At 60.6% G+C, this 22258-nt stretch carries 19 protein-coding genes; 14 read left to right on the top strand and 5 right to left on the bottom strand.

Annotation, left to right across the window (positions count from 1 at the left end):
- Window positions 1–8 precede the first annotated feature (8 nt).
- Complete coding sequence (locus HMPREF1985_RS03155) at window positions 9–2078, top strand: diguanylate cyclase domain-containing protein (protein ID WP_040636900.1); 2070 nt, start codon at window positions 9–11, stop codon at window positions 2076–2078.
- An 11-nt stretch (window positions 2079–2089) separates the two neighbouring features.
- Here HMPREF1985_RS03155 and HMPREF1985_RS03150 read toward each other — a convergent pair whose 3' ends face one another.
- From HMPREF1985_RS03150 to HMPREF1985_RS03130, 4 genes are all read right to left on the bottom strand, one after another.
- Complete coding sequence (locus tag HMPREF1985_RS03150) at window positions 2090–2395, bottom strand: AzlD domain-containing protein (RefSeq protein ID WP_021771014.1); 306 nt, start codon at window positions 2393–2395, stop codon at window positions 2090–2092.
- Window positions 2395–3111 carry an AzlC family ABC transporter permease gene (locus HMPREF1985_RS03145; protein WP_021771013.1) on the bottom strand — a complete coding sequence of 239 codons (717 nt, stop codon included), beginning with the start codon at window positions 3109–3111 and terminating at the stop codon, window positions 2395–2397. The genes HMPREF1985_RS03150 and HMPREF1985_RS03145 overlap by 1 nt, the downstream gene beginning before the upstream one ends.
- A gap of 220 nt (window positions 3112–3331) precedes the next feature.
- Window positions 3332–3565, bottom strand: coding sequence for a hypothetical protein (locus tag HMPREF1985_RS03135; protein WP_021771011.1), 234 nt, complete (start codon window positions 3563–3565; stop codon window positions 3332–3334).
- Between the two features lie 305 nt (window positions 3566–3870).
- Window positions 3871–4317 carry an RrF2 family transcriptional regulator gene (locus tag HMPREF1985_RS03130; protein WP_021771009.1) on the bottom strand — a complete coding sequence of 149 codons (447 nt, stop codon included), beginning with the start codon at window positions 4315–4317 and terminating at the stop codon, window positions 3871–3873.
- Between the two features lie 354 nt (window positions 4318–4671).
- Here HMPREF1985_RS03130 and cysK point away from each other — a divergent pair, with 354 nt between their 5' ends.
- From cysK to HMPREF1985_RS03065, 13 genes are all read left to right on the top strand, one after another.
- Complete coding sequence (gene cysK, locus HMPREF1985_RS03125) at window positions 4672–5604, top strand: cysteine synthase A (RefSeq protein ID WP_040636896.1); 933 nt, start codon at window positions 4672–4674, stop codon at window positions 5602–5604.
- Window positions 5605–5628: 24 nt separating this feature from the next.
- Window positions 5629–6108: a pyridoxamine 5'-phosphate oxidase family protein gene (locus HMPREF1985_RS03120; RefSeq protein WP_021771006.1), complete on the top strand. Its 480-nt coding sequence runs from the start codon at window positions 5629–5631 to the stop codon at window positions 6106–6108.
- Window positions 6109–6248: 140 nt separating this feature from the next.
- Complete coding sequence (trkA, locus tag HMPREF1985_RS03115) at window positions 6249–7598, top strand: Trk system potassium transporter TrkA (RefSeq protein WP_021771005.1); 1350 nt, start codon at window positions 6249–6251, stop codon at window positions 7596–7598.
- Window positions 7599–7627: 29 nt separating this feature from the next.
- On the top strand, window positions 7628–9091 hold the full coding sequence (locus tag HMPREF1985_RS03110; RefSeq protein WP_051349044.1) for a TrkH family potassium uptake protein: 1464 nt from the start codon (window positions 7628–7630) through the stop codon (window positions 9089–9091).
- A 22-nt stretch (window positions 9092–9113) separates the two neighbouring features.
- A complete protein-coding gene (locus HMPREF1985_RS03105; protein ID WP_021771003.1) occupies window positions 9114–10565 on the top strand; it encodes a TrkH family potassium uptake protein in 1452 nt (483 codons plus the stop codon).
- A 189-nt stretch (window positions 10566–10754) separates the two neighbouring features.
- Window positions 10755–11540 carry a MurR/RpiR family transcriptional regulator gene (locus HMPREF1985_RS03100; protein WP_040636895.1) on the top strand — a complete coding sequence of 262 codons (786 nt, stop codon included), beginning with the start codon at window positions 10755–10757 and terminating at the stop codon, window positions 11538–11540.
- Between the two features lie 170 nt (window positions 11541–11710).
- Window positions 11711–13831, top strand: coding sequence for an alpha-glucoside-specific PTS transporter subunit IIBC (locus HMPREF1985_RS03095; protein WP_040636893.1), 2121 nt, complete (start codon window positions 11711–11713; stop codon window positions 13829–13831).
- 68 nt (window positions 13832–13899) lie between these two features.
- Window positions 13900–15567, top strand: a complete 1668-nt coding sequence (locus HMPREF1985_RS03090) for a glycoside hydrolase family 13 protein (protein WP_021771000.1) — start codon at window positions 13900–13902, stop codon at window positions 15565–15567.
- A gap of 10 nt (window positions 15568–15577) precedes the next feature.
- A complete protein-coding gene (locus HMPREF1985_RS03085; RefSeq protein ID WP_021770999.1) occupies window positions 15578–16351 on the top strand; it encodes an HAD-IIB family hydrolase in 774 nt (257 codons plus the stop codon).
- A 459-nt stretch (window positions 16352–16810) separates the two neighbouring features.
- Window positions 16811–18607 (top strand): sensor domain-containing diguanylate cyclase, encoded by a 1797-nt coding sequence (locus tag HMPREF1985_RS03080; RefSeq protein WP_021770996.1) that lies wholly within the window; start codon window positions 16811–16813, stop codon window positions 18605–18607.
- A 54-nt stretch (window positions 18608–18661) separates the two neighbouring features.
- Window positions 18662–19411: a hypothetical protein gene (locus HMPREF1985_RS03075; RefSeq protein WP_040636891.1), complete on the top strand. Its 750-nt coding sequence runs from the start codon at window positions 18662–18664 to the stop codon at window positions 19409–19411.
- 68 nt (window positions 19412–19479) lie between these two features.
- A complete protein-coding gene (locus HMPREF1985_RS03070; RefSeq protein WP_021770994.1) occupies window positions 19480–20184 on the top strand; it encodes a hypothetical protein in 705 nt (234 codons plus the stop codon).
- A gap of 135 nt (window positions 20185–20319) precedes the next feature.
- A complete protein-coding gene (locus tag HMPREF1985_RS03065) occupies window positions 20320–20955 on the top strand; it encodes a hypothetical protein (protein WP_021770993.1) in 636 nt (211 codons plus the stop codon).
- Window positions 20956–21042: 87 nt separating this feature from the next.
- Here HMPREF1985_RS03065 and HMPREF1985_RS03060 read toward each other — a convergent pair whose 3' ends face one another.
- Window positions 21043–22203 carry an amidohydrolase gene (locus tag HMPREF1985_RS03060; protein WP_021770992.1) on the bottom strand — a complete coding sequence of 387 codons (1161 nt, stop codon included), beginning with the start codon at window positions 22201–22203 and terminating at the stop codon, window positions 21043–21045.
- Between the last annotated feature and the right edge of the window lie 55 nt (window positions 22204–22258).

The following is a 22258-nucleotide window of genomic DNA, read 5'->3' as shown; positions in this document are numbered from 1 at the left end:
AGGACATCATGATACGGATTGCAAGGTTTTTCCAGTCCTTGAGCGGAAAGATCATCAGCATGAGCATCGGCGGCATGGTCGCATTGGCCGTCGCGCTCGGCACGGTTACGGTATGGAAACTGTCGGGGCTCACCGAGCAGTACGAGATCGAGAATGTAGGGCGCATCGTCTCGCAGAACGCGGAGCAGTTCAATTTCATGTTGAAGCGTTCGGAGTTTGCCGTCACACATGCGACCAATATGCTTTACCGCATGGTGGATTCACCGGCTGCGATCGAAGACCCGGCGACACTCACGCAGCTCGAGCATCACGTCGCCACAGCATTTGAAGATGCGGTCGGCGAGCTCGCTCCCGTGGCCTCGTACTACGTCTACTATCTCGATGAGGGGGCGGGGAAAGCCGGCTCGCTCTGCTATACGCGCGACGCCAGGACGGGAGCCTTTCGCCGCTCGTGGCACAAGACGCCCACTGGGGACGAAGTGAATGTGCCCGCTTATCGGGACCAGGTGGACGAGGTGGTCGCGAGCGGGGAAGCGCGTTGGAGCGAGCCGTACTACTCCGCGAATCAGCACCGTTATCTCATTACCTATACCGTGCCTCTTTTTTCTGGCGGCAAGGTCGTTGCCATCGGCGGCATCGATCTGAACTTCCTCGATCTTATCCGGCAGGTCGATGCGATCCACTTCTTTGAGACGGGGCGGGCTGTCCTCGTCGATCCGTCGGGAACGCGTTTTTACACGGAAGGGGTGCCGCTCGGTGCACCGAGCACGGATTACGGCTACCAGCCTGTGGGCGATGCCGATGCGGAATCGGCGGAAAGGCATGGGCACGTCATCCGCTATGCGCACAATGCAGAGAAGTACGATGCGGTGTGTGCGCCGCTCCGAAACGGGATACGCGTCATGGGGATTGCGCCGCAGGGCGAGCTATACGCGCGCATGCAAAAGATCATCCTGCAGTTCCTCGCGCTGTTCGTCCTCGTGGAAATCCCGTTCTTCATCCTGAGCGCGATGCTCGGCCGTCATATCAACCACCGCATCGCAGGACTCGTACGCGCAGCGGACAGCATTGCGGCTGGCGACTACCACGTCGTCATCGAAGACGATCATGAGGATGGGCTTGGAAGGCTTGCACAGGCGTTCAATATCATGACGGAACGCGTGCGCGGCGCACTCGACCAGATGCGCCACATGGCGCGCTACGATGCGCTGACGGGCATACTGAACCGTGCCGGGCTCGATGCCGCGCTCCAGGAATGGCAGCGCGATTGCGCGAACGAACGTGCGGCGCTCATCAGCCTCGACATCGATGGGTTCAAGTTCATCAATGACCTTTATGGCCATGCGGCAGGCGATGAGACGCTGCGCGCGCTCGCACGGGATCTCACGGCGTGTTTCCCCGGCCGTCATATCGTCGGGCGCAACGGCGGCGACGAGTTTACGGTCCTGCTCGTCGACGTGTCGGAAGCACAGGCGGAAGAAATGATCCGCAGCCTGCACCTGCGCAAGAAACGCTTTACGTACGAAGGCGCCGCGCACGATTACACGATTTCGATCGGCTATGCCTATCATCCGGGGCATGGCCTCACCATGACGCGTCTCTTCCATCAGGCAGACATGGCGCTCTACGCCGTGAAAATGGAGGGAAAGAACCACTTCCTGCGCTATAACGAGGCGATGGAGGACATGGATCGTTCCTCGCTCGGCTTCAATCTGCGCGATGTTACGGAGCAGATCCCCAATGCGCTGCTCGCCTGTTCGGCAGACGAAAAGACGAGGATCCTCTACGCCAATTCGGAAATGCTTCGCTTGGCGGAGTGCGGGACGCCCGAAGAACTCATGGAGTTCACGCAGGGAAGGGCATTGAACCTCATCCATCCGGCGGACCGCGATGCCATCGGCCGGGAGCTTTTCGCGCAGGCGGCAGCGGGGAAGAAAAAAAGCCTGCGTTACCGCATTCAGGGCAGAAAAGGCACGATCCATTCCGTTTGCGATATTCGCAAAGCCGTGACGAGCCATGCCTATGGGAAAGTCGCCTACGTCTGCCTCGTCGAGACGGACTTGTGCGATCCCGTCTGACGGGATCCGCCCTAGAGAACGCGTTCTGCGACGAAGACGATGATGCAGCAGGCGGCGGAGACCTGAAAGAGGCTCGCGCCGAAAAACGCGAGGACGATGCCGCCGACGAGCGCGAGCGCGCCCGATACGGGCGTCTGTGTCGTTTCGGTGATCGCGGGAAATGTCATGACGGCAAGCGTCACGTACGGAACGTAAAAGAGGAAGGAGCGCAGGAAGCGGCTTTGGATCTCGCGCCGCAGGAGCGTGACGGGCACGATGCGGATCGCGAACGTCACGGCGCTCATGAGGAAGAGATATGTCCATATACTGTGCTGCATCAGGCGTCCTCCTTTTCGGACGCGGCGGAGTTTTCTGCCGCGCCCGCTTTTTCTGCAATCGGGGAAAGTGCGGCGCCGAGCCCTGCGAGCACGACCGTCAGGAGGATCGTGCGCGTGCCTGCCGAGAGCGCGGCGAGGACGCCTATGTGCGCGGCGGCAAAGCTCGCGGCGAAGCTCGCCGTGACGAGCGCGCCGACGACGCGGTCCGCGCGCGCAGGCGGCACGATGATCCAGAGGAACATGCCGTAAAGCGCGACGGAAAGCGCGCTGACGACGGACGGCGGCAGGATGTTCCCCGCGACGATGCCGAGCAGCGTGCCGATGGACCAGCCCGGCATTGCGACTGCCATCGCGCCGTAGTTGTAGAAGGGCGCGACATAGCCCTTGCGCGCGATCGTGATGCCGAAGATCTCGTCCGTGATGTCGAAGGCGACGAAGATGCGGTGCCATATACTCGTATCGGGCGCGAACTTTTGGCTTATGACGCAGCTCATGAGGAGGTAGCGTGCATTCGCGACGAGCGTGAGGAGGATGATCGTGAGGTAAGGCGCATCGGCTGCGATGACGGTAAATCCTGCGTACTCGCCGGCGGACGCATTGTTCAGGAGGCTCGCGAGGAAGCCTTCTGCGGGCGATAGCCCCGCGTTTCGCGCGGCGATGCCGAGCGTGAAGGAAACGACGAGGTAGCCGAGTGCGATGGGGATGCCGTCGTGCACGCCTTCGTAAAATGCTTGCCGGCGCGTTTTGAGCAGAGTATGGGCCGTGAGGAACGCCTTCTTTCCATCATCATGAAAATTATGAGCAGGATAGTCTCTATTCTACAATACGCACGGGAAAATGAAAACACCATTGCGCCGAATGCGCCGAAAAAAGGACAAGAAATAGGACGCCGTGCAGAACTGCACGGCGTCCCTGTGCTTGCAATGCGATGCATCGTCAGTTGTTGACCGCCTGCTTTTCGGAAGACGGCGTGAAAGCCAGCCTCCGAAGCCGTTCGAAAGGGATTTCCTTAAAGGAGTAGCGGATATCGAGGAAGTCGTCTGATCGAGAAAACGTTATCTTTTTAAGCGTAAATTTTGAAGTCTTTTTGATTTGCTCGATATAGCGCGCCGCATCCGCTGCGGAAAACGACCCCTTTTCGATGTTTACACGAACGTCGTTGATCATCATGGAAAAACACCTCCAATAAACCATGGCACAGTGCCATAAACTGGATCCATGAAACCACTTGTTTCGATTGGTGCACAAATCGGGGCTATCTGTCCACCGACGAACGTAGTATACCATAGATGAAATGGCTTGTGAAATGAGGTTTTCCCGTTTTTATGCGAAATTCAAGGATTTTGGTCGGCTTGTCCATTTAAGAAAGATTTTATCTAAGCGAACATCCCGCTGGCATCGTTTTTTTCACGGATACGAGAAACATTAGGAAAAAAGACCCAATCCATATCATGGAACACGATCCAATCGAGCGGTCAAATGAAGTACATAAGACTTTCGGCGGACTTTTCCTCGGCGATCGCCGTCAGGATCATGTCGAGCGTCACGGAGGCGAGTGCTTCGTGGATGGCACGGTCGAGCGGCTCGAAGACGCGCGAGACGAGCGCGCGGTCGAGCTCGGGCATCTTATCGGGCGAGGAGGGAGCCGCCTTCTCCATGAGGGATAGCTCGATGGCGGAAAGGATGTCGTAAGCCGTGATCGCGCGGGGATTCTCGGCGAGCTGGTAGCCGCCCTGGCTGCCTTTGATGGAGTTGACGAGGCCGGCGCGCTTCAGGAGGGCGAAGACTTGTTCGAGGTAGATCTTCGATATGCCGAGATTTTCCGAGATGCTGATGATCGTGACCGGCGTGGCGGCGGCATAGTGCTGCGCCAAGTAAGTCATGGCGGCGAGCCCGTAGCGGCCTTTTGCGGAGATTTTCATGATGGTCTGCCTCGTTTCCCTTTCCAGTATACCAGTATATATTTTTCGTTTTATCGCCTATAAAGCATAGTAAATTTTAGGGCATTTGTCAAGAAATCACGGATAAAATGAAGTTCGTCAGATTGGCGTAGATGTTTCGTCCGAACGAGGTGGAAAACCGGACGCAGCGTGGTGCCGTGGAGGATTTTCCGCCGAAGTGCGGGGAAAAGATGCGTCAGGATGGCGTGGCGAATGTATCCGCACTTCCTCAAATGAAAAGATGGCGATATTGACAGCATGCCGCATCTATGGTACACTATGAAACATATCAAGCATATATGTTATCAAGAGAGGAAATTTGCGGGAGGATCAAACATGACAAAGGTATATGAAAGCGCAACGGAACTCATCGGCGGCACGCCGCTCGTCAAGGCGAACCGCTTCATCGAGGCAACCGGGCTGAAAGCGAATATTTACGCGAAGCTCGAATATTTCAACCCTGCAGGCTCGGTAAAGGACCGCATCGCGAAGGCTATGATCGAGCAGGCGGAAAAGGAGGGAAAGCTCAAGAAGGAGAGCGTCATCATCGAGCCGACCTCCGGCAATACGGGCATCGGCCTCGCGTTCGTCGCGGCGGCACGCGGCTACAAGGCGATCCTCACGATGCCGGAGACGATGAGCGTCGAGCGCCGCAACCTCCTAAAGGCGTACGGGGCAAAGATCGTGCTGACGGACGGCTCGAAGGGCATGAAAGGCGCGATCGCGAAGGCGGAGGAGATCGCCAGGGAGACGCCGCACTCCTTCATTCCCTCGCAGTTCACGAATCCGGCGAACCCTGCCGCACACGAGGCGACGACGGGACCTGAGATCTGGGAGGCGCTGGATGGCAAGGTCGACGCATTCGTCGCGGGCATCGGCACGGGCGGCACGCTCACGGGCGTGAGCCGCTGCCTCAAGAAGCGAAACGCCGCTGTCCACGTCGTCGCGGTCGAGCCGAAGACGAGTCCCGTCCTCTCGAAGGGCGAGGCGGGGCCGCACAAGATCCAAGGCATCGGCGCGGGATTCGTCCCCGAGACGCTCGACAGAACGGCGTACGATGAGGTCATCGCGATCTCAAATGAAGCGGCGTTCCAGTACGGGCGCCAGTTCGCGCGCAGCGAGGGCGTGCTCGTCGGCATCTCGTCCGGCGCGGCGCTCGCCGCAGCGGCAGAGCTCGCGAAGCGCCCGGAGTATGCGGGCAGGAACATCGTCGTGCTTCTCCCGGATGGTGGCGACCGCTACCTCTCGACGGAGCTTTTTGCGGACTGATTTTGAGAGGAAGGGGACGGCTCGATGGAATGGGCAAAAATGCGGCGATTCAAGCAGCAGGTGGCGGAAGCGGACTGCATCGCCGTTTTGAAGACGGAGAAGCGCGGCGTTCTGGCGGTAAACGGGGAAAACGGCTATCCGTACCCTGTGCCGATCAACTTTTACTATTCGGAAGCGGAACGAACGATTTACTTCCACGGCGCGAAGCAGGGCGAAAAACTCGCGCGCATCCGGGAAGATCCGCGCGCCGCGTTCTGCACCTACAATCAGGGCTTCCTCCGAGAAGGCGAGTGGGCGTACAACGTAACGTCGGTCATCGTGCGCGGGCGCGTTTCGATACTGGACGATTTGGCGCGGAGCGAGGAAATCTGCCGCAAGCTTGGGCGGAAGTATTATCCGAGCAAAGAAGCGGTGGAAGCGGAAATACACAAGGCGTTTTCGCGTGCCTATGTTTTTGCGCTCACGGTCGAATCTATGACGGGAAAGCTCGTCAACGAGTCGTAAAGCATTACGAAACCATCACGAAACCATCACGGATGAATGCAGCGTTTCCACAAGTTGCGGCACCTTTTTCGGCGAATTGTCGTGGAAGGTGTCTTTTGTGGTATAATGAAAATGTGTTTTTGTGACTGAGGAGGCGCGTTATGCGGATTGTCGTTGTCGGGGCAGGGAAGCTCGGGTACAGCATTGCGGAGCTCTTGTCGAAGGAGCAGTTTGACGTCGTCGTCATCGACCATGACGACGCGCAGCTTGAAGCCGTCCGCAATACGCTCGACGTGCTCGCGATCGCGGCAAACGGCGCCAGCCCGATCACGATGGACGATCCCGATGTGCGCGGTGCGGATATCCTGATCGCGGTGACGGCGAGCGATGAGGTCAACATGGTCGCCTGTATCCTCGCGAAGAAGCACGGCATCACGCATACGGCGGCGCGTATCCGCGACATGCAGTTCATCCATGAGGCGAAGGACTACCTCAAGCAGAATTTCGACATCGATCTCATGCTCAATCCGGAACTCATCATGGCGTACGAGATCAACCGCATCCTCATGACGCCTGCCGCGCTCAATGTCGAGGATTTCGCGCATGGCAAGATCCGGCTCTTCGAGACGAAGGTGCAGCGCCGCTCCCCGCTCGCGCGGATCCCGTTCAAGAAGATCAAGCTGCCGCCGGGCGTCCTCGCAGGCATGATTTTCCGCGATCACCGCATGATCATCCCGCATGGCGACGACTGCCTCATGCCGCACGACAACGCGTATTTCATCGGCATCCCCGAGGAGATCGAAGCATTCAGCCAGAATTTCGTGCAGCGCGCGGCGCGGAAGCTGCACCGCGTCGTCATCATCGGCGCGGGGCGTACGGGGCGCGCGCTCGCGCTTCTCCTGGAGGCGCAGGGCGTGCACGTCAAGGTCATCGACAAGAGCCCGGAACGGTCGCGCCTCATGGCAGACAAGCTCACGGACGGGCTTTCCATCTGCGGCGACGGGACGGACATGGATCTTTTGGTGGAAGAGGGCGTCGCGGATGCCGATGTCGTCATCTGCCTCACGGAGGACGACAAGCTGAATCTCATGCTCGCGCTGCTCGTGCGCCATCTCTCGAAGAAGGACATGAAGACAGTCGTGCGCGTCGAACGGAACGAGTACGTCGAGCTCATGGAGAAGGTCGGCGTGAGCATCGTGCTCTCCTCGCGCCTCCTGCCCGCAAGCGAGGTGCTCGCATTCGCGCGGCGCGGCGGCGTCGTCTCGGTGTCGCTCCTGGAGGGCGCGAAGGCAGAGGCGGTCGAGGTCATCGTGCAGGAGGGCGCCCCCGTCGTCGGCATCCCCTTAAAGGACGCGGCGCTGCCGCGCGAGTGCCTCGTCTGTGCCTACGTGCGCGGCGGCGAGGCGGCGATTCCGAACGGCAATACGACGCTCCTTGCGGGCGACCGCGTCATCCTGTTCGTGCAGACGGATTTTTCGAAACAGGCGATGGCGTACTTCAAGGGGAAGTGATCGCGGGAACCGGAAAGGAGGGAGAGCCCGTGGGGCAGGTGGATTCGCTTTTGCCGCTGTTTCTGGGGCGCATGGCGCAGGTTCTCGCGCTCGCTCTCCTCGTGCCGCTCGCTGCGGCGCTGCTTTGGGGCGAAGATGCCCTTCCTTTTTTTCTGCCAGCGCTTTGCGCGGCGGCGGGCGGCACGCTGCTTGCGCGCCTTGCCGCCATGGGCGAAGGCGGGCGGCGGCAGATGCGCGTCGTCGAGAGCGCGCTTGCGATGGTCGGCGTATGGCCGTTCCTCGCGCTGTTTTCCATGCAGCCGTTTCTCCTCGCACATGTCCTTTCCTCGCCTGCGGCGGCGTTTTTTGAAAGCATGTCGGCACTGACGACGACGGGGCTGAGCTGCTTGTCGTACCCGGAGGTGACGGTGCGGTCCGTCGTGCTCTGGCACAGCCTGCTCTGCTGGGTCGGCGGCGGCGTCTTTGTCATCGTGCTCGTCGCCATCCTGCCGAATGTCAGCGGCTGCTTCGGGCTTACGCTTACGGCGCGGCAGTCGCTCTCCTTCAGCCCGGTCTGGAACCGCATGGTCGCCTCGGTGCGGCAGGGGCTTTCGGTATACGCCGCGCTTACGGCGGTTTCCTCCGTCCTGTATTTCCTCGCGGGGCTTATGCCGCTTGCAGCGGTGACGCGCGCGATGGTGACGGTGTCGTCGGGCGGCAGTGCGGACTATGCGCTCTTTGCCGCGCACGCAAACGGCGCGCTCGAGCTTGCGGGCGGCATCACGATGCTGTTTGCAGGAATGAATCTCCTGCTCTGCTGGCGCGCTTGGCACAGCAGGCGCTTTGCGCTGCTTTGGCGCGACATGGAGCTTCGCCTATACGTCTTTGGCATTCTCGCGAGCGGTTTCCTGCTGTCGGCGGTGCTCTTTTTCCATGACCGCCTCGCGCTCTTTGACAGCCTGCGCTACGGTTTTTTCCATGCCGTGTCGTTTCTGACGACGACGGGCTACGTCGCCGCGCCGCTTGCAGACTGGTCGCCGTTCGCGCGGCTCTACTTGCTGCTCCTCGCGTTTGTCGGCGGCTGCATCGGCGCGGCGGGCGGCGGGCTGAAGCTCATGCGCGTCGCCGTGCTCGTGCGTCTTGCGCTCGCCGAGGTGCGCCGCACGCTGCACCCGCACATGGTCGTGAGCATCAAGATGGACGGGCTTGCCGTCGCGCCGAAGATCGCGCAGCGCATCCTGACGTTCTTTTACCTTTTCGTCGCGGTTTTTTTTGCGAGTTCGCTCGTGCTTTCGCTTTCGGGGCTGCCGCTCATGCGCGCGATGGCGGTCGCGGCGGGCTGTCTCACGAGCACGGGCGCGGCGGCGTCCCTTTTCGCGCCGGTCGGCTTTTCGTGGGCACCGGGATGGATGCAGCTCTTCGCGAGCGTGGTCATGGTGCTTGGGCGCGTGGAGATTTTTTCGTTTTTGATTTTGCTCGACCAGGGCGTGCGGTATTTCCGCCGCCATTGGTGACGGAAATAAGGAGGGAAGAAGCGTGGATGCGAGGGTTATCCTCTACATTTTGGGGCGGCTCGTGTTCGCGGAGACGGCTGTCATGGGCATTCCGCTCGTGATGGCCATGGTGCGCGGCGAAGCCTCGGCGCGCGCATTCCTCCTGTCATGCACGCTCGCCGCCTTCCTTGGCACGTATCTTTACACGAAGGGACGCGCTTCCGAGAAGGCACTGACGATGCGCGAGGGCATCGCGGTCACGGGATTTGGCTGGATGATCGCGCCGGCGCTCGGCATGCTCCCGTATCTGATGGGCGGCTATTTGGGGCTTTTAGACGGCTTGGTCGAGAGCATTTCGGGCTTTACGGGGACAGGGGCGACGGTTTTTCCGACGCTTTCGGGACTTCCCGCAAGTCTGCTCTTTTGGCGCATGATGACAAATTGGTTTGGGGGGCTCGGCATCATCGTCATCTTTATCGCGCTTCTGCCGCAGACGGGGCAGAGTACGATCTACATGTACAATGCGGAGACGACGGGACCAACGCGCGAGCGCGTGCTGCCGCGCCTGCGTGACATGACGAAGGCGCTCTTTCAGATGTACGTATTCTTTACGGCTGTTGTGGCAGGGATCTACGTGCTTTGCGGGCTGCCGCTGATGCAGGCCGGCATGCACGCGATGAGCACGGTCTGCGCGGGCGGATTTTCTACGTATGATGACAGCGCGATGCACTTTCATAGCATCCGCCTTGAGACTGCCATGACCGTATTCATGATTCTCGCGGGCGGCAACTTCGGCCTTTACTACCGCGTCTGGCAGAAAGGACCTACGGTCCTCCTGCGCAATACGGAGTTCAAATGGTATCTTGGGATTCTCGCGGGGGCGATGGCGCTCATCACGGCGAATCTCGCCTGTGCGATGGGACTGGATTGGCGCACGGCGTTTCGCTATGCGAGTTTTCAGGTCGGCTCGCTTTCGACAACGGGCTTCGTCTCGGCGGATTTTGAGATGTGGCCGAGCTTTTCCAAGGGCATCTTTCTCCTGCTCATGGTCGGCGGTGGCTGTGCAGGCTCAGCGGCGAGCGGCCTCAAGATCGCGCGCGTCGTGCTGCTCGTGAAGAACGCATGGGCGGTCGTGCATCAAAAGCTCAATCCGCGCCGTGTCGTCGAGGTGCGCATGAACGGGGCGAAGGTCAGCGAGGAGACGCTCCTGCGCGTCGGGCAGTTCTTTTCCCTATACATCTTCCTCATCGCATTTTTCGCCTTGCTGCTGACGGCAGACGGCATTGCGGCGTTCGACGCGATCGGGATTTCCATCTCGACGATGGGCGGCATTGGACCTGCGTTCGGCGTCGCGGGCGCGACGGAGACGTATGCGGGACTATCGGATTTCACGAAGAGCGTGATCTGCGTTTCCATGCTGCTCGGCAGGCTTGAAATGGTCACGCTGCTCGTCATGCTCACGCCCGATTTTTGGCAGAAGGGCAATCGTTGGTAACGCGCGAAGCGCATGGAAACCGTCGCTTTCGCAGGCGGTTTTCTTTTCCTTTTGTTTGTGTTATATTAATATTCAGTAGAAAGCATTGCACCGACGGATCCACGGCATGCATCCCGTTCCATGCTTTATGCCACATACGCGATACGCGCAGAAAGGCGGCGGTCCTTTCGCGCGCAAAAGGGAGATACGATGAAACTCGATGAGCTGATCAACGCCAAGCGTACGGTGCTCGGCGAAACGGATATGGTCATATGGAAGTACATTTTGCAGCACCGTGCGAAGGCACGGCGCATTTCCATCCACGAGCTCGCGCGTGCCTGCGCCGTCTCGAGCACGACGATCGTACGCTTCTCGCAGAAGCTCGGCTTCGACGGCTTTGGCGAGCTGAAGGCCATGCTCAAGCTGGAGCAGCAGGAGCCGACCTACCACAGCGAAGACGTGCTCGCCGACCTGCGCGATTTCTACCTCAAGACGGGCGAGCGCATCTTCAAGCGCAATTTTGATGCGGCGAGCCGTCTCATCCACGAGGCGAACCGCATCTTTGCCTATGCGTCTGGTTACGTGCAGGCGAATGTCCTGCGAGAGCTGAAGCGGCTCTTTTTTTACGACAACGTGCTGCTCTTCGAGATCCCCGCACATGAGGAGTTCCGCTCGATCCTGAAGTCGGTCACGAAGGACGATCTCTTCATCATCGTCTCGCTTTCAGGCGAGACGGCGCCTGTGACGGAGTTCGCGCGCTCGCTTCGGCTGCTCGATGTGCCGGTCATTTCGATCACCCAGCTTCACGACAATACGCTCGCGAGCCTCTCGACGGTCAATCTCTACATCTCGCCTGCCGAATTCCAGCTCTACGAGAATCCCGACGGGCACGTTGCATTCAAGTCGATGATGCCGTACTTCATGCTTGTCGAGATATGGTACGTGCGCTACCGCATGTATATGCACCGTCTGCAGGAGCGGGAAGGCGAGAGCTGACGCCCACTGTACCGAAGTACGCGCGGCGTACCATGTTACGCCGTGGTGCAGGCGTGTCAAGATAGGCGGAATCTATTGTGATTCCCCTTGTTTCGGCTTATACTAGGAGCAGTTGGGAAGTGCACCCCCGAATGGGCGGTGCCCGGTTGGCATCGGAAAGGAGAATTGGTATGGCAATCAGTAAAGACCGTGTCATGCAGGAATTGCAGCGGTTCGGCGGCGCGATGTACACGCCGGTCATTCTGTTCGCATTCTTCGGTCTCACGGTAGCCGTCTCCATCGTGGCGAAAAATACGGGGCTTTTGGGCTCGCTCGCCGCACAGGGGACGCTTTGGTATGATTTTTGGTACGTGGTCGAGCAGGGCGCGTGGACGGTGTTCTCGCAGATGCCGATCCTCTTCGCGATCGCCGTCCCGATCGGTTTTGCGAAGAAAGAGCCCGCGCGCTGCGCGATGGAAGCATTCGTCATCTACATGGTGTTCAACTACTTCATTTCGGGATTCCTCACGCTGCACGCGCCGTTCTTCGGCGTCAACTACGAGCAGGCGGCAGGCCCTGGCACCGGGCTTGCGATGATCGCGAACATCAAGACGCTCGACATGGGCATGCTCGGCGCGATCTTCATCGCCTGCTGCAGCGCCTACCTGCACAACCACTTCTACGACACGCAGGTGCCGGACTGGCTCGGCACGTTCAAGGGACCGGCATGCGTCGTCGCGATTGGCTTCGTCGTCATGATCCCGATGGCGTTCGTATTCTGCGTGGTTTGGCCGGAGATCCAGCACGCGATCGAGTCGTTCCAGTTCTTCCTCAAGACGAGCGGCATCTTGGGCGTCTGGGCGTACACGTTCTCGGAGCGCATCCTGCTCCCGGCCGGTCTCCATCACTTCATTTACCTGCCGTTCATCTACGGCCCTGCGGTCTGCGACGGCGGCATCCAGGCGTACTGGCTGCAGCACCTCAATGACTTTGCGACGAGCGCGAAGAGCCTCGCCGAGCTCTTCCCCGCAGGCGGCTTTGCGCTCCACGGCAGCGCGAAGGTATTCGGCCTTCCGGGCGCCGCGCTCGCGATGTACTTCTGCGCGAAGCCCGAGAAGCGCAAGAAGACGGCGGCTCTTCTGATCCCCGCGACGATCACGGCAATGCTTACGGGCATTACGGAGCCGCTTGAGTTTACCTTCCTCTTCGTCGCGCCGCTCCTCTACGCCGTGCACGCTGTCCTCTCGGCGACGCTTTCCTCCGTGCTTTTCGCGATTGGTCTTTCGGGCAATTTCGGCGGCGGTCTCATCGACTGCTTCGTGCAGAACTGGATCCCGCTCTTCCAGTATCATGCCGGCACGTACATCATGCAGATTGTCGTCGGGCTCTGCTTCACGGGCATCTACTTCGCCGTGTTCCGCTACCTGATCCTCCACAATGACTACAAGACGCCTGGCCGCACGGAGGGCGAGGAGGACGACAAGCTCTTCTCGAAGGCCGAGTACAAGGCAAAGCAGGAGATGGAAAAGAAGGGCATGGCAGGAAACCCCGATGCGCTCAAGGCGCAGGTATTCCTCGACTGCCTTGGCGGCGCGGCGAACATCAAGGAAGTCACGAACTGCGCGACGCGCCTGCGCGTCACAGTCAACGATCCCGACAAGGTCGCGCCGGCGGGCAAGTTCACGGCGGCAGGCGCGTTCGGCCTCGTCAAGAACGGGCGCGCGCTGCAGGTCATCGTCGGGCTATCCGTGCCGAACGTGCGCGGCTACTTCGACGCGCTCCTGAAAGGCGAAGCACCGCTCACGAGCCCCGCGCCTTCCGCTTCGGGCGAGACTGCCGCGGATATGGATCCGACGCGCGCGATGAGGCTCGTCGCATTCGCTTCCGGCGACCTCATCGACATCGAAGAAGTCGAGGACGAGATGTTCTCGCAGAAGATGATGGGCGACGGCGTCGCCATCAATCCGAGCAACGACATGGTCGTCGCGCCGGCAGACGCCGAAATCACGATGATCATGGAAGACAGCCTCCACGCAATCGGCCTGCGCCTTGAAAACGGTGCGGACATCCTCATCCACATCGGTCTCGACACGGTCAAGATGGGCGGCGAAGGCTTCCGCCTCCTCACGAAGAACGGCGCAAAGGTCAAGGCGGGCGACCCGCTCATCCAGTTTAGCTCCGAGGCGATCAAGGCGGCAGGCTACAAGGATACGATCATCCTCGCCGTGACGAACTCTGCGGACTATCCGCAGATGAAGAAGGAACCGGATGCGCCCGTTGCCGTCGGCGAATCGACGATCATTACCTTCTGAACAATCCATAGCAATTCTCGTCCACCGCCTGCGGGCGGTGGACGTTATATCGAAAGGAACCAAATACCATGAATCAGCTCAAATGGTGGCAGAAGACACTCGTCTACCAGGTCTACCCGAAAAGCTTCCAGGATACGACGGGAACGGGCACCGGCGACCTTCCGGGCGTCACGCGCCGTCTCGACTATCTGAAGTCGCTCGGCGTCGGCGCGATCTGGCTCACGCCCTGCTATCCTTCGCCGATGGTCGACAACGGCTACGATATCGCCGACTACTGCGCCATCGATCCCGCCTACGGCACGATGGAGGACATGGAGACGCTCATCGCCGAGGCGAAGAAGCGCGGCATCCGCATCGTCATGGATCTCGTCTACAACCATTCCTCCGACCAGCACCCGTGGTTCCTGGAATCGAAGCGGGATCGGACGAACGATAAGGCGGACTGGTATATATGGCGCGATCCGAAGGAAGACGGCTCTGCGCCGACGAACTGGCGCGGCATCTTCGGCGGCTCGGCATGGACGTATGTAGAGGAGCGCGGCCAGTACTACCTCCACACGTTTGCCGAGGCGCAGCCCGATCTCAACTGGGAGAACCCCGCCGTGCGCCATGCGCTCTACGACGCGGCGAACTTTTGGCTCAGAAAGGGCGTCGGCGGCTTCCGCATCGACGCGATTGTTTACATCAAGAAGCCGTCCGTCTTGGCGGACGGAAAGCCAGACGCGGGCGACGGCATGGTCTCCATCCACGAGATGATCGCGAACACGCCGGGCATCCTCGACTTCCTCTACGAGTTCCGCCGCGAAGTGTTCGACGGGCATGACATCTTCACCGTCGCCGAGGCGAACAGCGTGCCGCCCGAAGACCTCTGCAAGTGGGTCGGGGAAAAGGGCGCGTTCTCGATGCTCTTTGAGTTCACGCACATGAACCTCGAGTTCGAGGGCGGCGAGATCTGGTGCCATGCAAAGAAGTGGCCGCTGACGAAGCTCAAGGGCGCGCTCACGGCGAGCCAGAAAGGCACGGCGGCGAGCGGCTGGTACCCAATTTTCTTCGAGAACCACGACCAGATCCGCAGCGTGAGCCGCTACTTTTCAGCAGACGCCGATCCCATTCTCGCGGCAAAGGCGATGGCGACGGTGCTGCTCACGCTGCGCGGCACGCCGTTCGTGTTCGAGGGGCAGGAGCTCGGCATGAGGAATATGAAGCTTCCGCGCATCGAAGACTATGACGACATTTCCTCGCATGGGCAGTACCAGCTCGCGCTCGACGAGGGATTTTCCCAAAAAGAGGCGCTCGCATTCGTGCAGGCGCACAGCCGCGACAACGCGCGCACGCCGATGCAGTGGTCAAAGGAGAAGAACGCAGGCTTCACGGCGGGCACGCCGTGGCTCCCCGTCCATCCGGACTTCGCCGATGTGAACGTCGAGGCCGAGGAGCGGGATGCCGGATCCGTGCTCAACTACTACCGTGCGCTCGCGCACGAGCGCCTCGCGGGAAAGGCATCGCATGTGCTGCTCGCGGGCGACTACCGCGAGCTCATGGAGGAAGACGAGCGCATCTACGCCTTTTCGCGCAGCTTCGGCGACCATACGGCGTACGTCCTCGTGAACTTTACGGCGAAGGATGCGCCCTATGACGAGGGCGTCCATGCGGGTGCGAAGCGCCTCTTCGGCAATTATGCGGACACGGTGCGCGGCACGCTTCGCCCCTGCGAGGCGCGCGTCTACATCAAATGAGGAGAACGACATGAAATTTGCAGCAAGTGATTACGACGGCACACTCTTTCGCAACGAGCGCATCGAGCAAAGCGATGCGGAGGCGATCGCACGTTGGCGGGCGGCAGGCCATAAGTTCGGCGTCGTTTCGGGGCGCGACCTCGGCATGCTCATCCCGATGCTCGCGCACTACGGCGTCCGTTACGACTACCTCGCAGCGAACAACGGCGGCATCATCTGCGGCGCAGACAATCGGCCGCTTTGGGAGGCGGAGCTTCCGCCCGCTCTTCTCGCGAAAGTCGCGGCGCTTCCGAAGGTGGCGAAGTCGTTCCACTATGCGTTTTCGGCGGCGGATCGCACGTACCTCTGCCATGCGGGCGAAGGCTCATGGGTCATGCGTGAGGCGACCGAATGGGGCTTTACGATCGTGACGATCGAGGAGAGCGCCATTGCGGATCTTCCGCGCGTGCACCAGTTCGCGCTCGGCTTCACCGATCCTGCGGACGCTGCCGCTGCGAGCGCGGAGGTCAACGCACGCTACGGCGATACGGTGCACGCCTATCCGAACCGCTGTGCCGTCGACATCATCCCGAAGTCGATCAGCAAGGAGCAGGCGATCGCGCATACGCTTGAGCTGTTCGGCTGGCAGGGCGCCGAGATCCTTGCCATCGGCGACGAGGCCAATGACCTGCCGATGATCGAGGCGTACGGCGGCTATGCCGTCGATACGGCGCGCGATGCCATTAAGGCGCATGCGCGCGCGACGTGCGCGAGTGTCGGTGCGATGCTCGACGCGAATCGGTGACGCTTGCCGCGCCTCTTCCTGCCGATTCCGTTTCGGGCAAAAAACGCGGCTGCCGCGCAGGCATCCATAGGAACATAGGAACGGACTGCTTCCTGGCAAGCCGGCAATGAAACAACGAAACAACGAAACAACGAAAAAACGAAAAGAGGAAAAAGTTTTCGGCCATCGGACCTGCGCCCGATGGCTTTTTTTGCGTCCCGTCCGATGCGGATGCATCCTCGCAGTCCTGCGCGTGGGATAGCCAGCGCGATCCAACGGGGCTGCGCCATGTGTCGATTTCATCGTTTCGTCGCATTATGATTGCATACGATAGAATGCGGAACGATTCCCATACGGTCTTCCTAGGAGCATTCTTCCTTAAGGGAAATATTGTGTTCCATTATAGAATGGTTTATACTAGGTTTATACTCAAGATAGAATAGGATTCGTGTATTGTGTATTCGGTTAGGAGGGTTGTCCTTGAAGCAGGTTTCGTACGCGATCCAAACGGAGGCGGATATTGCTTCCTGCATGGAAAAGGCACGGAAAGAGCAAGACGCCATGCCGCGGTGCTCGTCCGTCCTGGTCCAGGTTTTTGTGCGCGATGATGCGGCAGGCTTGCTGGATGCGCTGCGCCGCGCTGTGCGGGCATCGTTCCCACAGGCGAGGTTTGTCGGAGCGTATGTCGCCATCGGGATTGCCGACGCCGGCGTGCCGCTCGTCGCAAAGCAGGTGCCGAATCGGGAAGGGGCGGCGAAGATCCTTGCCGCGTTTCAATTCTTTGAGACGAGCCATGTGACGCTTTACTGCGGGGAAGACTCGGACATCGTACCGCAGCGCATAGGCGAAGGCTTTATCGAGGCGATCCGCAAGGAGAAGAATGTCCGTGCAGCGCAGATCCTCCTGACGGATTTTGAGTTGGATTTTTTGCGCTTTTCCGAGGTGGTCTCCAAGGCCGCGCCTGACCTTGTGATTTTTGGCGGGTGGACGGGCTGCACGGATCCGAGGATGTACTTCGGGGGCGGCAGGCTCATCGCCGAGGATGAGGAAATAGAGCGCGGCGGCGTGGCCATCCTATACAGCGGCGAGGAACTCGCGGTCACGGCCGAGCATTCCTTCGGGTGGCGGCCTCTCGGCCATACGGTGACGATTACGAAGATTGACGGCCCCTGCTGCGTGGTCGAAATTGATGCGAAGCCTGCCGTCCAGTTCTTCATACGCTATCTTGGCGTCGATGCGGGGTGGAACGACCTCATGGACATCCTCTCGTTTCCCCTCTGCGTGGAGCGCAGCGGTGCGACGCTCGCGCGGTTCATCCGCGGCATTCGTCCCGATGGGGCAGTCCTTCTCGGTGGGGATATTCACGTGGGTGATGCGGTACGCTTGTCTTACGGCGATCCGCATGCCATCGTCCGCGATGCGATGGAAGCGCATGTCAAGATCCATGCGTTCCAGCCCGAAGCGGTGCAGGTCGTGAGCTGTCTCGGACGCCAGAGCTACCTGCAGGAAGGGATGCTGCAGGAGCTTGCCCTCCTGAAACAGATTGCCCCGTCAAACGGCTTTTATTCGTATAGCGAGATCCTGTATCTGGAGGGGGATCTCATGACGACAAACATGACCCTCGTCACCGTTGGGATGCGGGAGGGCGCGCCAAAGGAGCCGCTTTGCCCGCTGCCGCCCGTCCAGCAGCCGGTCTTTCACAATCAGACCTCCGTCATTGCGCACCTCGTCCACTTCATCGGCACCATCACGGAAGAGTGGGAGGAGGCGCATACGAGCCTCCTGCATTTCGCGGAGCGCGATGACCTCACGGGACTCATGAACCGCCGCATGGCGGAACGCGAGCTCGTGCGGGTGCTCCCCGAGGCGATCCAGGCAGGCCGTCCGCTGACGCTGCTCATGCTCGACCTCGACAATTTCAAGCACATCAACGATACCTACGGGCATGCGATGGGAGACCGTGCGCTCAAAGGGCTTGCGGAGGTCTTGAAACGGTGCACGCGCACCGCGACCGACATGCCGAGCCGTTGGGGAGGCGATGAGTTCATCGTGATCCTGGGCGGTGCGGATGAGGGGCGGGCCCTCTCCATTGCCGACCGCATCCGCGCGGAGGTCAAGGCTCTTGACATCCTGCCGGACGGCAGCCATTTCACAGCGAGCTGCGGCATCGCGACGGCATGCGACAGCGACACGTCCGAAACGCTGTTCAGGCGTGTGGATCAGGCGCTCTACAAGGCGAAGCGCATCAAGGGAAAGGGAAGTGTCGCTTCTGCGTAGGGCGCGTGCCTTTCCGGGAAACGGCGCATGCAATGGATGGAAAGGAGCAAGGCTTTGAGCAAGTTCAAGATTGTTTTCATTGTGCTTCTCGTCGTTGGCGTGGCGGGAGCAGCAGGCTATTTTGCCGCCGTGCAGTACCAGCAGCTTCGCGTTGTCATGCAGCAGCGGCAGGACCAGAAAGATGCCGAGACGCGTGCGAAAATCGAGGCGCGCGAGCAGAAAGAGCTCGCGGAGAACGCGGAGCGTTGGAAGGTGCGCGCCGAAGCCGATAAAAAAGCAGGAACCGCAGAGAATCCGGATCAGGTCATCCGCGGGCTGACGGCGGATATGAAGATGGAGCAGACGGGGGATGGCGGCACGCGCTACGCCTATGAGATGCCGACGGAAGACGGGATCTACTTGCAGCCTTATATCATTCAAAATGGAAATAGTGTGCAGCTCTACATCACCGTATCGCACCTCGGGCAGCGCCCGATGGGATTCCACGGCATCGTCGTTCAGACGAGCAAGAAAGAAGCGTATCAGATCGAAGCCGCTGTTCCCGTCGAGACGTATGACCGAAAGGAAGGCGGCATCATCGAGACCTTTGATCAGCCTGCCGATGCCTATGCGCTTCGCGCCATGCGAGAGGTCGCGTACGGCCTCGGCGGGAAGATCTTCATGGCGGGCGTGAGCGGCTCGAACGATGACCGCGGGATAGCGGCACGAGAGGCCATGGAGATTAAGGATATGGTCGATTTGTACGATATACTCAGTGGCAGGAAGAAGTCCATCGACGAAGGGGACAGCAGTCCTGACCAGTAAGCAAAATAGGCGGCGCAAGCCGCCTTGTTCGGTAAAGGGATTGATCTAGAGAAAGGTTAGGTGCAGCCATGGGGAACATGGTATTTTCACCGTTTGTGATTGCGCTCGTCGCAGCGCTCGGGCTCGTGCTCGGCATCTTGTCGCTCATCGCAGCGGCGTTCAATACCGCATTGCACCATCAGCGCCGCGGTCTTTCCGGGCGTATTGCCGCGCTCGAAGAAGAGGTACGCATGCTGAAGGAGGAGGCTCAGGGCCGCGCAGCGGAGCCTGAGCCGGGGCCCGGCCCTGAGCCAGAGTCCGAACCTGAGCCTGCGGCACCCGCAGAGCCGCCGAAGCACGAGCGCCCGAAAGCGCCGTGGCAGGATTTCGTCGATGCCTACAACGCGCTCGCGGACACGGCGGCCGACGAGAAGCGCCCGGCGCTCTGCGAGAAGTTCATCAAGGATCAGAAGATCGAGCTCCTCGTCTGCGTCGGCTACGACACGCAGCATGCGAATCAGCACATGCCGCAGTATGAGTCGACACAGAGCCTTAAGGATGCCGTCTGCTGGGCAGCGTCCGTGCCGGGAAAAGAGACGGAATACGCCGTCGTGCCGAAGCTCGACCAAGTCTACACGCAGGAGCTTCACGACAAGAAGGGGCTGAAGGAGACGTTCGCCTCGAACTTCGAGAAGGGCGATAAGAAGGGCATTCACATCCGCATCCCTGCCATATTCCACAAGAAAGGCGACGGCTGGAAGGTCGCGAATCCGGGCGTCATTCGCCTCGACTAAATGAGAACGCAGGACGCGCATGTCCCGGCAGCGGGAGGTGCGCGTTTTTCGGTGCAAGGAATCGTTCTCGCCCCTTGCCGTGCGCGCCGGTTTTCGGTACAATAGGCGTAGTGGTTTTGAATGGAGGTGTGACGCATGGTGGCAGGGATCATCTTGTTTGTCCTCATAGCAGGGCTTTCCTATGTCGTCGGGCGTCTCTTTCGCATCAACGAAAAGAACGAGATGGAGCAGGCGAGGCGGCAGTTTGAGATCGCGCAGAAAGAGCGTGCCGTCGAGATCGTGCGCGAAGCGCGGGAAAAGCGCCAGCGCATGGAGGCGGGCGCCGTGCGGCGCATCGGCAGCATGACGACGCAGCTCAGGCGCGACTTTCCATCGACGGCACCGCTCGCGACGCGCCTTGCGCACAGGAGCAAGGCGATGAAGGCGGAGCAGGAGCGCAAGCAGGCGGCGCGCGCGCGCGCGGAGCGCATGTACGGCTACGGTCCCGTCGATCTCTACGATGAACCGACGGGCGGACTTTCGTACGACTATGCGGACGACGAGGAAGCGGCGCCAAAAAAGGCGGCGCGCGTCGGCGCGGAACAGGAGGAGCCGGCGGGAAAGCCCGCAGTCCACGCGGAAGATGCGGACGGCGGGCGGGCGGAAGGCGCACCCGCCGCGCCCGAAGGGCAGGCCGCCTCCGCATCGCCGGTATCGTCCGTGCAGAAGGAAGACGAGCCGCCTGCACGCAAGGCAGGGAAGCTTCGCTTCGTCATGCCGTGGGAGAGGTGACAGGGTACGCAACACGGGCGCGCGCACGGACACCGTACCGCTTGGAAAACGGGATCTGCGGCAGAGGCAAACGGGCAGATCCCGCTTTTACTTTGATTGGCCTGCCTTTTTTATGGGGGCGGACCGTGCGGCATCTGCGAGTGCGGCGAGATAGTGTGCCGTGGGGAAGAGCGCCGTGGGGCTCGCTTCGAATTTCGGATTGTGGAGCGGTGCGGAAAGGCCCGTGCCGACGAGAAGGAATGCGCCGGGGATATACTCCTGATAAAAGGCGAAATCCTCGCCGATGAGCGCGACCTCAGCAGGGAGGACGGCGAGACCCTCCGCTTCGGCAACTTTGCTCGCGAGGAGCGTCCAAGCGGGATCGTTGTCCGTCGCAGGCGGTCCCGCGTACCAGTCCGATTCGAGCCGTGCGCCGCCTGCTGCCGCCGCGCCCTCGGCGATGGCGCAGACGCGCTCGCGGATGCGTGTGCGATCCGCAGCGGACAGGCTGCGCGTTGTGCCCTCGACGAAGGCCGTTTCGGGAAGAACGTTCCACGTATTGCCTGCTTCGACGTGCGTGACGCTCACGAGTCCTGCCGAGAATGGGTCAAGGCTGCGCGAGACGACCGTCTGCACCGCCTGCACGAAAGCGGCGGCGATGGGGATTGGGTCGATGCCGTGGTTTGGGTGCGCCGCATGCGTTCCCTTGCCGCAGAAACGGAACTGAAAGCGATCGACGGACGCCGTGACGGCACCTGCGCGGATGCCGACGGTGCCGACTTCGAGCGCGGGCGCCGCATGGATGCCGAAAATCGCAGAGACGCCGTCGAGCGCCCCCGTCTTCAGCACGTCCTTCGCGCCGCCGGGTGCTTCCTCCGCAGGCTGGAACACGATGCGCACGCGTCCCCTGCGTGCCCCTTCGCGCTCTTTTAGGAGAAGCGCTGCGCCGAGCACGGCAGCCGTGTGGAAGTCGTGCCCGCAGGCGTGCATCTTCCCGAACGCCTCTGAGCGGTAGGGGAGATTCGTCTGCTCCTCGACGGGAAGCGCGTCGATGTCGCAGCGGATCGCGATGACGGGATCGCCCTCGCCGACCTCTGCGATGAGCCCCGTCGCGAGCGGCAGGTCGAGGATGCGTACATGGGCCGCGAGGAGCGCCGTGCGCACGCGCTTCGTCGTCTCGAACTCTTCATGGGAAAGTTCCGGGTGGCGGTGCAGCCAGCGAAATTCCTCGGTGATGGTCGTTTCAATCCGCTCGTTTTTGTCCGCCATACGCGTTCTCCTTTATACCATATAAACGAAGTAGGTTACAAAGCCATTGTATTTT

Source organism: Mitsuokella sp. oral taxon 131 str. W9106, from assembly GCF_000469545.1.
GTDB lineage: Bacteria > Bacillota > Negativicutes > Selenomonadales > Selenomonadaceae > AWVT01.
The sequence above is the reverse complement of the archived record's forward strand: the minus strand, read 5'-3'. Positions and strand labels throughout refer to the sequence as shown.

What these genes read in the sequence shown, in the direction of transcription:
- HMPREF1985_RS03155 (WP_040636900.1), top strand. Translation starts at nt 9, where the DNA reads ATGATACGGATTGCAAGGTTTTTCCAGTCCTTGAGCGGAAAGATCATC.
- HMPREF1985_RS03085 (WP_021770999.1), top strand. Translation starts at nt 15,578, where the DNA reads ATGAAATTTGCAGCAAGTGATTACGACGGCACACTCTTTCGCAACGAG.
- HMPREF1985_RS03090 (WP_021771000.1), top strand. Translation starts at nt 13,900, where the DNA reads ATGAATCAGCTCAAATGGTGGCAGAAGACACTCGTCTACCAGGTCTAC.
- HMPREF1985_RS03060 (WP_021770992.1), bottom strand. Translation starts at nt 22,203, where the DNA reads ATGGCGGACAAAAACGAGCGGATTGAAACGACCATCACCGAGGAATTT.
- trkA (WP_021771005.1), top strand. Translation starts at nt 6,249, where the DNA reads ATGCGGATTGTCGTTGTCGGGGCAGGGAAGCTCGGGTACAGCATTGCG.
- HMPREF1985_RS03095 (WP_040636893.1), top strand. Translation starts at nt 11,711, where the DNA reads ATGGCAATCAGTAAAGACCGTGTCATGCAGGAATTGCAGCGGTTCGGC.
- HMPREF1985_RS03135 (WP_021771011.1), bottom strand. Translation starts at nt 3,565, where the DNA reads ATGATGATCAACGACGTTCGTGTAAACATCGAAAAGGGGTCGTTTTCC.
- HMPREF1985_RS03120 (WP_021771006.1), top strand. Translation starts at nt 5,629, where the DNA reads ATGGAATGGGCAAAAATGCGGCGATTCAAGCAGCAGGTGGCGGAAGCG.
- HMPREF1985_RS03150 (WP_021771014.1), bottom strand. Translation starts at nt 2,395, where the DNA reads ATGCAGCACAGTATATGGACATATCTCTTCCTCATGAGCGCCGTGACG.
- HMPREF1985_RS03130 (WP_021771009.1), bottom strand. Translation starts at nt 4,317, where the DNA reads ATGAAAATCTCCGCAAAAGGCCGCTACGGGCTCGCCGCCATGACTTAC.
- HMPREF1985_RS03100 (WP_040636895.1), top strand. Translation starts at nt 10,755, where the DNA reads ATGAAACTCGATGAGCTGATCAACGCCAAGCGTACGGTGCTCGGCGAA.
- HMPREF1985_RS03065 (WP_021770993.1), top strand. Translation starts at nt 20,320, where the DNA reads ATGGTGGCAGGGATCATCTTGTTTGTCCTCATAGCAGGGCTTTCCTAT.
- HMPREF1985_RS03070 (WP_021770994.1), top strand. Translation starts at nt 19,480, where the DNA reads ATGGGGAACATGGTATTTTCACCGTTTGTGATTGCGCTCGTCGCAGCG.
- cysK (WP_040636896.1), top strand. Translation starts at nt 4,672, where the DNA reads ATGACAAAGGTATATGAAAGCGCAACGGAACTCATCGGCGGCACGCCG.